Source organism: Peribacillus sp. FW305-BF15, assembly GCF_058783805.1.
In genome coordinates, this window is the sequence record NZ_JBYSYV010000018.1 from 73,697 (window position 1) to 88,357 (window position 14,661).

At 36.2% G+C, this 14,661-nt stretch carries 6 protein-coding genes; all 6 read right to left on the reverse strand.

Annotation, left to right across the window (positions count from 1 at the left end; all coding sequences use genetic code 11):
- Positions 1–12: 12 nt before the first annotated feature.
- Positions 13–4,731 (reverse strand): amino acid adenylation domain-containing protein, encoded by a 4,719-nt coding sequence (locus AC3WLU_RS18755; RefSeq protein ID WP_492597723.1) that lies wholly within the window; start codon positions 4,729–4,731, stop codon positions 13–15.
- A gap of 26 nt (positions 4,732–4,757) precedes the next feature.
- Positions 4,758–5,024, reverse strand: a complete 267-nt coding sequence (locus tag AC3WLU_RS18760) for a phosphopantetheine-binding protein (RefSeq protein WP_278089479.1) — start codon at positions 5,022–5,024, stop codon at positions 4,758–4,760.
- A 10-nt stretch (positions 5,025–5,034) separates the two neighbouring features.
- Positions 5,035–12,570, reverse strand: a complete 7,536-nt coding sequence (locus AC3WLU_RS18765) for an amino acid adenylation domain-containing protein (protein WP_492597724.1) — start codon at positions 12,568–12,570, stop codon at positions 5,035–5,037.
- 12 nt (positions 12,571–12,582) lie between these two features.
- Positions 12,583–13,242 (reverse strand): hypothetical protein, encoded by a 660-nt coding sequence (locus AC3WLU_RS18770; RefSeq protein WP_063577390.1) that lies wholly within the window; start codon positions 13,240–13,242, stop codon positions 12,583–12,585.
- A complete protein-coding gene (locus AC3WLU_RS18775) occupies positions 13,233–13,943 on the reverse strand; it encodes a 4'-phosphopantetheinyl transferase family protein (RefSeq protein ID WP_063577391.1) in 711 nt (236 codons plus the stop codon). The genes AC3WLU_RS18770 and AC3WLU_RS18775 overlap by 10 nt, the downstream gene beginning before the upstream one ends.
- A 359-nt stretch (positions 13,944–14,302) precedes the next feature.
- The gene (locus tag AC3WLU_RS18780) at positions 14,303–14,590 is read right to left on the reverse strand and encodes a transposase (RefSeq protein WP_034305533.1); all 288 of its coding nucleotides are present in this window, start codon (positions 14,588–14,590) and stop codon (positions 14,303–14,305) included.
- Positions 14,591–14,661: the final 71 nt, after the last annotated feature.

Sequence of the window (14,661 nt, forward strand, 5' to 3'; positions counted from 1 at the left end):
CCAGTAATCACCTTATTTATTAGAATTCAATATATGAAACAAATCTTCCTCAGTGAGCATTGCATCCGGGAAATCACTTTCTATTAAAGAACCTTGGTCAAATTCAGTTCCCTTGATTTCCATGACAATATCACCAAAAGCTTCCATTATTAGATTCATCTTTTCTTCGGCTAATTTTGAAATTATTTTTATGATTAGTTTTCCATCCTGGATAAATGACAGGAAATGCAGTTTTGGTTTATTTTCAAATTCACCAAAGTCCCTGCTATTGGATGATTCAAATTGAGAATCCAATCTTCCTAAGTAATTAAAAGTTACGTAGATATCCGGCTCCTGAATGACCCCAGGCCGTAAATACTTGATGACGCCATAATCAAAACCTTTATTTGGGATTTCCCTTATAGCATTCTTCGTGTTTTTTAAAGTATCGTCAAACGTCCCATCTGAATGGAGCAATATTGGATACATCGCAGTAAACCAGCCAACGGTCCTAGTAACATCGATTGTTTCATCCACCATTTCCCTGCCATGCCCTTCTGCTTCCAACCAGAAGTTCTTCACTTCAAAAGATTGTTTCAAACCCTTTGCGATTAATGTCAACAATACTTCTTCCACAGTCGCTTTCGATTGCCTTGATAATTCCTGGATCAAGAATTCAGTTTCTTCCTCACTGAATGATTTCTCCATCGTTCTTTCTTCTTTAGCTATAAAGTCTTCCGCTATCTTAAAATCCGTTATTTCACTTTTTGTTTTTTGTTCCCAATAACGGAGTGTTTCAGGGTCCATCAACGATTCATTGTATTTCTTCAAGAAGTTTGACCAGTCTTTGAATGATGACGTTTTATAAGCAAGCCTTCCTGTTTGATTGTTTAATGCCTGATCATGGAGAGTATTGAAATCCTCAAGTAAGATCCTCCAGGAAACGGCATCAATCAATAAATGGTGGATTACCCAAAAGAAGCGATACTTGTTCGGCTGTTCTTTTAAAACAAGCATTTTCATGATCGGTCCATTACTTATGTCCAATGAACCTTGAGCCTTACTTTCCCATTCATCTCTCACCCTTATTCGCGTTTCCTCATCCAAATGATGTATATCCTTATAGACTAACTCCCATGTTTTGTGTTCGGAGTCTATATTCCCGATATATTTATCGTCACGTTTTTCAAATAGGGTTAACAATCCATCATGATGTTCCACGATATGTGATAGAATTTTTTCAATGTCCTCCATTTGAGCACAGGAATCTTTACTAAAAACAATGGACTGGTTCCAATGATTGATGGAAGCAGTGTGCTCCGCAAAGAACCATTCTTGGATGGGGGTCAGTTCCACATTCCCTCTAGTGGCTATAGGTTGAATCATGACCTTGTTTTCAGTTTTCGCTATCGCTGCCAGCTCTGCTACCGTTTGATTTTCAAAAATTGATTTTGGACTGATGATTATACTTTCCTGCCTTGCTAGTGAACATATTTGAATGCTCTGAATGGAATCGCCGCCAAGTTCAAAAAAGTTATCCCGGATACTGATGTCATCCAACCCTAAGACACTTTTGAATATTTGAAGAAGCACTTTCTCATTGAACGTCTCAGGTTCTTCCAATGTATTGCTTCTGGTTACGGGTACCGGAAGAAGTGCTGAATCAATTTTCCCATTTGCATTTAACGGGAATTTGTCCACTTGCATAAAGAATGAAGGAATCATGTAGCTTGGTAATCTCTCTTTTAAAAATGCTTTTAAGTGATCGTAATCAACTTGTTGTTTGGATGTGAAATAAGCGATTATTTGTTTATTTAAGTTTGGCTGATCCTGAACCTTAATGAATGAGTCACTTACTTGCGGATACGCATTGAGGTTGACCGAAATCTCATCCACTTCGACACGGAAACCTCTGATTTTCACTTGATTATCTTGACGCCCCAGAAAAATCAACTCACCATCGCTCGTGAATTTTGCAAGGTCACCGCTGCGATATAAACGCTTTCCAGCTTTAAAAGGATGTTCAATGAACTTTTCTTTTGTTAAATCATCATTATTTACATATCCAACAGCTAACCCTTCACCGCCAATATATATTTCCCCTGCAGCACCGATTGGTACGAGTCTTTGCTCAGGACTCAATAAATAGACGTCAGTATTCAGGATGGGTTTGCCTATCGAGACTTTATTATTGGTAGTCCCATTATTTTCATACGCTTTAAACATTTCAATCGTGGTCCATACTGAATATTCCGTTGGACCGTAGGCATTATAGAAATTTATACTTTGATAGCGATCCAGCAAGGTTAATGGACATTCAGACCCGGCTGAACCGACGAATTTCACATGGGAGCCCTCTATATTGAGCTCTTGCAATACTGCTGGCGGCAATACTAGATGTGTTAATTTTTCACTTTTGATTTGATTTTCCAATGCGTATAAATCAAACATTTCCTCCTTATTATTCCCAATATGCAGCTCTGCACCATTTAATAAGCTTCCAAAAATCTCATATATAGAAGCGTCAAAATTAAAAGTGGCAAATTGTAATACCTTTGAGGTCTCATCAAGTTGTAAGTACTTGTTTTGGCTTATTATTAAATTCACTACGCCTCTATGGGATAACATGACACCTTTTGGTTTTCCTGTCGTTCCCGAAGTATAGATTATGTAAGCTAGATCTGAAGGTGCAATAGATTCGTTACAGCACTTGGTAGCCACGTAATGTACGGATTCAAGATCAATCACCTTAGCTATTTTTTTAATGGCAGGAGCCTCAATTTGATTCGTAATGCATATATCCATTTTCGAATCATTGACGATATATTCCAATCTTTCAGCTGGCATCATAGGATCAAGCGGAACGTATGCACACCCGGCTTTAATGATTCCCAACATGCCGATTACCATATCAATCGATCTGTTTACATGCAGGCCAACCTTATTAGAACCGTTTTCGGTATGATTTCTGACCAATTTCGCAATCACATTCGATCTTTGATCTAATTCCGAATAAGTAATGGTCTGACCATTATCAGCAACGGCTAATTTGTTTGAATGCTTCTTGACGATTCTTTTGAATATGGAGGTGATCGTCTCATTTTGATGCGCATCCGAAACCTCACCTTGCCACTCAAATAACAATTGATTCATTTGATTGTCATCTAAATACTCCAAATGACAGATAGGTTTATCCGCATTTCTGCAAATTTGGAATAACCATTTTTCGAAACTCAGCATGAGTCTTTCAATTGTTTCCCGCCTGAAAAGTTCATCGGAATACTCGAATTCCAGGATTAAATCATGAGAACCCTTCACCTTTATAGTCAGGTCATAATTTGAATAAGGAATTTCGAATTTGTCTTGTTCAAGAGTGAAGAATGCGTTGCTAAAGTTCCCATCAAAGCTTTCTTCCATTGCCAAAGCTGTTTGGAACAATGGGGAATGACTGAGATCCCTGTCTGGATTAATGATTTCAACGATTTTTTCAAATGGAAAAGCCTGATGTTCCAATACATCCAAAATCACTTTACGATTCCGGTTCAATATTTCATGAAATGATTCTGATGGATCAACGGTCAGCTTCAATGGCAGCGTATTGACAAAGCATCCAACTGTCCGGGCAAATTCTTCTTGGCCACGGTTTGCCACGGTACTCCCGACAATGATTTGCTTCTTTCCGGTATACCGACTTAAAAACACTTGATAGGCAGTCATCATAAAAGCATATAAAGTCGTACCATTCTCCTTTAAAACCCTGTCAATCAATAAACGAAGTTCATTCGTTATGGCCATTTCCAGTCTTTCGCCTGAGTAAGAAGGTGATTTTGGACGTTGAAAGTCAAACGGAAGTTCTAATGCTTCTTCCTCTTGATCTAAATAACTTTCCCAAAACCTCCTTTGGCTTGGCGTACTTTCCTTGACCCACTCCTTATGCCAGACAGCATAATCTAAATATTGCATGTCCAGAGGGGGAATATCCCCAACCCTGCCTGTTTGAATTCTTTCATAAATCTCCAATAACTCTTCGAAAAAGGTGACAAACGATACTCCATCAAAAATGATATGGTGAAAATTGCATACCAAATAATGTTTTTCTTCATCAACTCGAAATAGTTTCATATTAAATAAATGATCATTTTCCAGGTCGAAGCATCTTTCCATTTCTTCAGTAAGATGGGAGGTGACCATTATATCGCTGACTTCTGGATCTAATCCCCGACAGTCTTCATAGGCAATCATGTTTCGGCTTTTTTTTGATAAGAATTGAAGGATTTGATGTTCTTCTCCTTTGAAATTAGTTCGCAAAGTTTCATGGCGTTCAATCATGAAATCTAATGCCTGTTGCAGGTCATCAATGTCCACAACGCCATTTAAAATGAATTTAAATGGCATATTATAGAGCATTTTCCTTTCATCCAGGCTGTCGAACAGATACATTCTATCTTGATTATGAGAAAGCATTCCTTCACTTTTCCCACGTTTATAAGGCTTATTTACCTCGTCTTCCCTCATGTCGAGGAGCATGTCCAGAAAACTTGCCAGTTTTTCTATATTCCATTGACTTGAAATGATTTCCGGTGTTAATTGAATACCAAACTCCTGTTTTATCGAAGACAAAAACTCATCTATTTTTTCATTTGTCCTTAGTGATTCATTCATGTCCTCTACTAGTGATAGTTTTAAAGGTTCAATAACAATTGAAATCAAGTTTAATAGCCTATCTTCCGTTTCACTGATCATCCTGTTCATAGAAAAACACCTCAATTCTTTTCCATTCAACTTAACCTATGCATATCGTCCAATTGTTTGATGAGTACTGATAGTTCCTTTATGGTGGATTGTTCGAACATCACCTTGATTGGTAATCTCACTCCCAGGTTATTCTTCACCATTTGAATAAATTGCATCGCTAAAAGGGAATTCCCACCTAAGTCAAAGAAGTTGGAATCTGTATCTATTGTCTCTTGTTCTAAAATTTCTTTCCAAAATCCAATAAGTTTTTCCACAATTAACCTTTCCTTCACCGCAATTGTTGTCTCCATATATTTCCCCTCATTTCACTTTCGATTTTTCCAGCATTTCACTTAAGATTTGATTAAATATAGAAAGTACGGATGACCTTAACTTTGGATTGACCGCTGCCTCATTAAATTTAATTTGAACACTTGAACCAGGGGTGATGATGATGACGATTGGATAATGGGTCGTTTCCCGTCCTTCTTTCAAACTCACATTGATTTCATCATTATTAGCTAGTTTCATCGGATAGTTTTCAAAAGCATATAATGATTCAAATAGTTGGTTTTCCAAATTAGCCCACTCATAAATCTCTGATAAAGGTGTATTCTCATAGGCACTTAATTCCAAAAATTCATTTTGAACCTCATCCAGTATTTCCATGTAGGTCTTTTCGTGGCTGATACGCTTGATGAACGGCACAGTGTTGATAAATGGACCAACCATTGCCTCAATATTTTGGATAGGGATATTCCTGCCGGATGTCACTACGCCGCAGCATACATTTTCCGTACCTTTTACTTCTTTCAAAGTAGCTAGCCAAACGGTTAGAAAGAAAGTATTCATGGTAATCTTGTATTCTTGACAGAATCGTTGAATGGAATCACTTAATTCCTCATCCAATACTTTCAAATAGCTATTCTCAATGTACCCTTCGCCTTCTTGCCCTCCCATTAAACTGGATCCGGAATTTCGAGCACCTTCCAACTTTCCTGCCCAATAGTCCCGCAGTTCCTTATTACTTGTATAATCTTTCATATATTCAACATACTTTTTAAATGAAGGACTCACGGATGATGTTGGTGTTATTGAATGATAAGCAGCAAAAATGTCATTAATCACCATCGAGTAACTCCAGCCATCCATAATAATATGATGGAATGTCCATATTAATTGGTATTGATTTTCCGCAAGCTTAACGATCATGAAGCGATTCAGCTTATTATTCTCGATATCTATGATCTTATATTGATCTGCTAACAGCTTTTCCAACTTCTCTTGATGATCGATCATTTCTTCATATTCAATCTCGGTATCCATGGAACTCATTAACAGTTGGTAGAATACCCCTTTTCTGCTTGAATACAATTTGGTTTTTAAAATGTCATGTTTCCCTGCAGTTGTCACAATGGCATTGGTTAATTTTTCGACGTCCAGAAAACCTTTAATATCAAAAATGAGCTGCACTTTATACTGGCTGCTTTCACTATCAAACAAGCTATGGTACAACATCCCTTTTTGCAAAGCCGTCAATTCATAAATATCAATAATGCCAGTTTCGTTGTGCAAGAGTTGGTTAAGTTCCTCTTCGGGCATATCCACCAATGGAAAGTCTTCCGGACGGTACATCTGTTTTCCCCTTGTTTCTTCTTCCAATGTCCGTAACAATTCCTGCATATTGTGTTGCATATATTGCTCAAAATCTTCTCTTACGAAATGTCTGTTATAGTTTATTTTTATGGTTTGCTCCTCATTCACTACAAGCAATTCGATATCGACTTCATGTTCGGTATAGGAATTATGTTGAATATCTTGTTCACTAAAAAAGGTGACCTCTTTTGCAGCCCATTCATTGTTTTGGTGAAATCTACCTAAATTATTGAAACTGATGATCGGCCTATTTTGTTTCATATATGTCTCGTTGCATAATTCGGTTATGATCCCATACTCAATCCCTTTATTAGGCAGGGTCCTCAACTTTTTCTTTGTACCTTGAATCGTGTTCGAAATCGATTCTTTATTTTCTATATAAACCGGGCACATGGTCGTAAACCAGCCTACTGTCCTGGACAGATCGACACCTGGAAATAACTCTTCGCGGCCATGTCCCTCCAAAGTAAAATGAATATCTTTTTTATTGAAATATTTCCCGATTAGCGCTGCGAAAATGGATAAGTATATTTCATCGATAGATGCTTTATACGCTTTTGTCATATCATTATAGATTTTGCTTGTAATCTCTTTATTCAGCTTCATTTCAAATGATTTTCCATCGTAAACATTTCCTGTTTTGACCAGGGCGTTTTCATATACCGTTTCATGTTCATTCAGCCAGTACTCTTTAATGCCTAAAGGAATGCGATTTTTATATTCATTGAGGTTATTCGCCCATTCCTTATATGATGTCGTTTTATTATCCAGTTTTAGTTCCTGATTGTTCATATCCTGAATATATAGCCGGTCAAAATCTTCGATCAAGATTCTCCAGGAAACCCCATCAACAAGTAAATGATGAATGATCCAAATGATTACATGCTCGTTTTGCCCCGTATTGATGCATACTATTTTCATTAGTGGTCCGTTTGAAATGTTAATGCCCTGTTGTGCACCAATCCCGAGTCTAGCTATTTCCCGTCCCTGCTGGTCCTTATTCAGGTTTGATAGATTCACGTAATTCAAAGTCCAATTTTCAGACGGGCCGATATGCTTTTCCACCTGCGAAAATGATTCTTCTCTATTGAACCGTGATCTGAGCCCATCATGATGTCTGACGATATGGGCCATGATTCTTTGCAGCCGTTTCTCATTCAATTGCGGGTAGCCCTTTAACGTTACAGATTGATTCCAATGATTAAAATTATTTATTTGTTGAGTGAAAAACCAACTTTGAATAGGTGTAAATGGTACCTTTCCAAAAACATCAGACTGATTTATCGTTACATCGCCCGTCAATTCCACAACCTTTGCCAGCTCTTCGATACTTTGTTTTTCAAAGATGTTTTTTGATGTGATGAGAAGATTTTCTTTCTTGGCAAGTGAACAAATTTGAATGCTTAGGATGGAATCTCCCCCACATTCGAAAAAGTTATCAAAGATGGTTATTTCCTGATTATTCAGTACCTCTTTCCATATCTTTAACAATTTTTGTTCCGTTCCATTCATGACACTTTTACTGTTAGTTCCTTCCGGGTTCGTTTTTGTATCCGGCAAGCTCTTCGCATCCACTTTTCCGTTAACGGTTAGCGGAAAGGACTCCATTTTAATGAAATAAGAAGGAATCATATAATGGGGAAGATGATTCTTCATATAATCCCGGATATAAATTTCTTCAAGGTCATTGCCGGAGATATAATAGGCTATGATGAATTTCTTCGATTTAGATTCATCTTTTATCGCTATAAAGCAATCCTTTATACCAGGGCATTTATTTAGAACTGCACTGACCTCCCCAAGTTCGATACGATATCCGCGTATTTTCACTTGGTCATCAGCCCTGCCTGCAAAAAGTAGATTTCCATCCTCGGCATACTTAACCAAATCTCCAGTTTTATATAGTTTCCTTGAGGGATTGAACGGATTTTGAATGAAGCTTTCATCGTTTTTCCCCGGATTATTTATATATCCCCTTGCAATGCCTTTCCCGCCGATATACAACTCGCCTATTTGACCTTTAGGAACAGGCTTCATCCTGGAATTGAACACGTATGCTTCTGCATTTAAGATTGGCTTTCCGATCGGAATCACTGTATCATCACTTGGAAGTACCTTATATGCTGTTGCAACGACAGTGCCCTCCGTTGGACCATAATTATTATATAAATCAAAGCTCAAACGATCGGGTATCGTTTTTAAACGATCTCCCCCTGTCAAAATAGCTCTGATTGATTCTGGAAATTTCATATCGTTAATAAATAATTGCTCGAGCAGCCCCGTTGAAAAAAACGCGAGTGTGACCTTCTCCTTTTCCATCTTCTCCGAAAGGATCTCTACATCCAATAAATCATAGTAATCCAGTATCAGGAGTTTATTCCCATTCGTCAGATAAGGGAATATCTCCCAAACAGAAGCATCAAAAGATGTATTCGAAACCAGTACTGCTGCATCCTTTCCATCTACTGAATAATAATTGATATGCCAATTACAAAGGTTGGCCAACCCTCCATGTTCAATCATGACCCCTTTAGGTTTTCCCGTTGTTCCTGAAGTGTAGATGATATACGCCAGATCACTTTCCGATATCTTTGTTGAATCGAATACTGTGCATTCAATTTCTGGTTCTTTTAGTATGTCTTCGATACATAAAAGTTTTCCTTCATCACCGGGATACTTTGAAAGTCCTTCTTCATTACTTAAACAATATGTGATTTGAGAATCCTCAATCATATGTTTCAACCGTGACACTGGCTGTGAAGGGTCCAAAGGCACATATGCCGCCCCAACTTTCATAATGGCTAAAATGGCCGTAACCATATTGATCGATCGATCCATAAAAATCCCAATTCTCTCCTCTACACCTACATGATTTAGGAATAAGTGTTGTGCCACTTGATTTGCCCGGACATTTAACTCGGTATACGTCACTTGATCATCACCATGAACAATGGCAACATCATTGAAATTTGTACTCACTTTATTCTCAAACCTGGTTATTACATCTTCAAAACGATGATCTTCCACTTCTTGAGTTACATTGCCTGTCCCCATTTCGATTAATGATCGCAACTGTGCAGGCTCTAGGTAGGTAATGTCCTTTATCCGCTTGCTTTCCTTGGTTGTAATCTCTAACAGCCAATGCTGAAAATTACTAGCCATCCTTTGAATCGTCGTTTTACTGAATAATGCTTTGTTGAATTCAAACGAAATGAGTAATTCATCCTCATCCATTTCTTCTGCCTGAACAACCAAATCAAATTTAGCTTTAAAGGTATTGATTTTTTTCGGTTTTAACTTGAAATTCCTATATGCCAGCTTTTCTTTTTGGTTATTTTGCAGGACGAATACTGTATCGAACAATGGCGTATTTTCCATGGTTCTTTCTGCCGATAAATATTTCAAAATCTCCTTAGTAGGTAAATTTTGATGGTCAAAAACACCTGCAATATTTTTTATGTTTTTTCGCAAAATCCCTTCAAATGAATCTTCCTGGGATACATGTAATTTAAAGGGCAAGGTGTTGACGAAATATCCTATCAATTGTTCAGTATCCACATGGTTTCTCTTCGCCAAAGGGCTGCCGACGACAACTTCCTCTTCATCAAAGTAAACTGATAAAAAGGTTTGATAGGCAGTAAGTAAACTCATGAACAAAGTCGATTTCGTTTTTTTATGAAGACTTTTAAGGTTGTCTTGAATTTCTTTAGGTAACAAAAAGCTGATAATATCGGACGTGCTTTTACCTTCTCCGGTTTTTTGATGATCATATTGTAAAAAAGACTTTTGCCGTAATGCCGTTATTTCATTACTCCAGAACTCATTATCTTTATCTGTTACATAATTTGGTGAGTTTTTTTGCCATAAAGCATAATCTCCATATTGGATTGATTGGTTATCTCTATCATTTCGGTCGCCATTCTCGATTTCCTCATAAATGGCAAACCAATCATTGATCAATAATGGAATCGACCAACCATCAAAAATAATATGGTGGATGTTACATAATAATTGATATTCACTTTCATTCCTCTTCACTAACGTCATTGATAGGAGGGGACCATTTACTAAATCAAATTGCCGTTCCGTTTCTTCCTTCACAAAGTGATTCATTTTTTCTTCCTGCATGTCTAAAGGAAGATCCGAAACATCGAAATAATTAATATCATGATGAATCGACTCATCGAAAACCAAGATGCCCGCTCCAGCTTCTTCCCTAATGACACTTTTTAAGATTTGATGTTTATTGCTTAGCTTATCTAACGATAATTCCAGGTTTCCTTCATTCACTTCACCTGCTATTTCATACGAAAAAACGATGTTATATAATGATTTGTCTACATTGGTTTGATGAATGAACCACAAATTTTCTTGCTCATATGTTAAAGGATATGTATTTCTGGCATTGATATGGATAGGTGTATAATCTTGCTTTACCTCTTCTTTTTGACGAGCTTCTATGACTTCGGATAATTTCATAATCGTATCGTTTTCCAATAAAACGGAAGGAGCAATTTCAATATGAAATTGATTATTAATATTGACAATCAATCTCATTATCGATAATGAGTTCATTCCACTTTCAAGTAGCGACTGATTATTTTTTATAACCCCATTGCCTATGATGCTAACCACTAATTCCCTTACTTTTTCGCTTATTGTTTCATCTGCTGGATTCTTGAAATTCGGTGTAGTTTCACGGTCTTTTATTATGAGTTTTGGTAATGAAGATTTATCCAGTTTTCCATTTACAGTTAGGGGGATGTTGTCCACCTTGATAAAAAAGCTTGGTATCATATACGCTGGCAATGAGCTTTTTACACTTTCCCTCAAATAATCAGCAGCTAATTCTTCATCAGCAACATAGTATAAAAATAAATGCATATCATCATTAAACGCTTTATCCATCGTAACAACTGCGTTCTTGATGTTTTGCAATTCATTATACGCGCTCTCAATTTCCCCTAATTCAATCCTGAAACCTCTTAGCTGCACTTGCTCATCATTTCTGGAGATATATTGCAGATCACCATCATCCAACAGTTTCACTATATCCCCTGACTTATAGTAGCGGACATTATCGATATCCGTAAATTTCATCTCATTCATCATCGGGTTTTTATAGTAGCCAAGCGATACACCTTTTCCTGAAACGTATAACTCGCCCTCTTCATCTCCAGTTACTTCTTCTCCATTTTGATTCATCACTTTGAACCCAAGATGAGGCAGGACTTTTCCGATATTGGTCATTCCTTTTTCAACATCACCCTTAGCGATTTCTTTATAGGTTACATGAACGGTGGTTTCAGTTATTCCATACATATTTATTAGCTTTGGCAGCCTGCCATTTTCGGGTGAAAACCACTGAGCCAATTTCTTGAAGTTTAATGCTTCCCCTCCAAAAATAATGTATTTTAAACTTAATTCATTTTGACGATTTATGAGCTCACCACTCACTTCGAAGAAAGCGCTTGGCGTACAATTAAAAACGGTTGTTTGTGTATTTATCAATAATTCAACAAAGGATATTGGATTTCTGCTTTCTTCAAATGAAACCACAACAACTTCTCCGCCATATATCCAAGCCCCCCACATCTCCCATACGGAGAAATCAAATGCGTAGGAATGGAAAAATGTCCATTTATCTTTATTAGTAAACTCGAACAAATCGTCGCAGCCATAAAACAAGTTCATGACGTTTTCATGTGAAACACAAACTCCTTTAGGCTTTCCTGTTGAGCCCGATGTAAAAATGATATAGGCTGGATCTTCTGGTTCAATTAAAGTATGTACATTCTCACCTGTCATACCTTTTGATTTATCCATCACTTCATCAATGGATACATAATTACAACCAATGTCGCTAATCCGGCTTTTATCCCCAATTAATAACTTCAATTCTGAATTCTTTATTATATGCTTTACTCTTTCATCAGGACTTTTAGGGTCGATAGGTACATAAGTAACACCCGATTTAAGCAGGGCTATGATCAAAAATAAAACCTGCTCGGATTTTTCAATATAGATTCCGACATTGTCTCCTTTATTTATCCCTTTGTCCTTTATGTACATTGCCATTTTATTTGCCAAGATATTCGTTTCTTTATATGTAAATTGCATATCCTTATTTCTTACTGCAATATTGTCTCCATATTGCCTGACACTTTCTTCAAATAAATTCGCTAAAGAATTCATATTCATCATTTTCCCCCATTATTTTAAATATGTGCCTGATGCAACTGTCAACATATGAAAAACCAAAGAAACCAAAGCGATTACAATCGTTATGATCCATGCATTTCTTCTCTTAATGAGCGCCAATTTTTCCAGACTATAGCTGAATAGAATTAAACTGACAATGTAAAACAACTCAAACTCAGCCATGAATGTGTGAAGGATGGAGCTTTTATCATGCACCAGTAAGGATAAACTAGTGAATGTCGTTTCCTTGCTCTTAACCAATAATGCGATGATTGCATTAACACCGGATCCAATCACGATGCATACCCCTGCATTTATGACAGCTTGGCAAACCCCTTTTATATTTACCGGTCTTTCTTTTAAAACTAAAAATAATAGGCACACAATTAATATTTGAATGATGAATGTAACCAATAATCCAAGAGCTCCCATTACAATTGTGTTAATGGCAAAACTAAGGGCTCCGATCTCTGAAATGGACATGCCATTTAATACGTTCATCCCTTTTTGATCTGCAGAATATAACAAAAGCGTCGTTTCGATACCTGCTATTAAACTGAGTATCAATAACGAAATGATTAACTTGTGAACTCTATCCTCTTTTTTAAAAAGATATTGTACTAATTTGTTTTTGGTTTTTAATTCAGCATTTGCTGCCATTTTTAATTCCATTGGTATTCCCCCTCAATTATTTTCGTAGAATTTATCGGAAAGGTAACACTTCTTATTTCATCATTCACGAGTACAACCGTTGATTTATATTGGGTGAAATTTTTATAGAAAAGTGAGATGTTATCATGATCCATGTCAACCTTGGAAATTTCATAGATTTCAAGTGGAGAGGTCAATCCTGTTTTTAGTATCTTTGATAGACTTTCTTTTGCACTAAAGAAAACTTCTTTACTTAAAACACCATCGCTTTCCTTAATCATTTTTTTCTCGGATTCCGTTAAGTAGGTTTCTAAAAATTCAGAATCGGATTTCGTTTTAGTCTCAATATCGATTCCCATTGGATGCAGTTGATCAAAAAGCAATATTCCGAATGTTTTATCCGTATGTGTGATGGATATACCTATGTTCATTAAAAAGAACAAGCTTGTAACAATAACCGGCTGTCCAAAGACTCCTTTCAACAGGGATACATTTTTTATTTCATCCAAACCAATACCAAAAAACTCCATAATTGCTTTTTTTCCAAAGTACAAACTTTTCTTTGCTTCGATGGATCTTTTGGGACCATTTTGCAAATTTAAATAATTCCATTCTTTTTCGTTAAAAATATCATCAATATAGTCCAAATTGACTGAATCCGCATCATAATACTTGATATAAGATTTATAAATTTTTTTCTTATTCATAAAGTATTCAATCATTTATAATTTTCCTCCCCTCTTTTTTCTAGAAATCCGCATTTTTTCTCCATTTTTTTCCTCTAAAATTTCTTTTTTTAAACAAATATTTCATTTTCTGGGTCAAATATTACCTATTATCATTATCGATAACACTTTATCACAACAATTTTGCCGAGTCCATTAAAAATTTGTAAATTATCTACATTACATAATAACTTTACCATTTTTCATTATTTTTCTACTTTAGTAGTATTTTCATAGGACTTATCGTGTGAAATTCAGAATGAAAAAATCAACTTGAAATTTTCTAATTAAAAAAGCCATATTTTATTTTTCACTATAATTTGTGAAAAATAAAATATGGCTTTAATACTGTTCAATCATTTTGGTTGTTTAATGAAAATGTGCATGGCCTTTTTTAATATCTCATTCTCTTCTTGTAGATCTTTAATTATTTTATCCTTTTCCTCTTTCATACTGAGCCCTGAAAAACCATTACTGGAGTCCGCCGAGCCAACTTCATTTGTTTCTTTATAGATATTGATCCAATTTCTTAATGTAGGTATGGATATGTTAAGTTCTTCGGCCAATTCTCTAGGCTTTCTGCCTTCTTCCAATACTAATCGAGCAGCATAAATTTTAAAATCTTTATCATGGTGCTTCCCCATAATAAGACACTCCTTTTTTAAATTTATTTAGTGCCGATTTTCTGTACTTCCTTTATCAAACGAAAATGTTT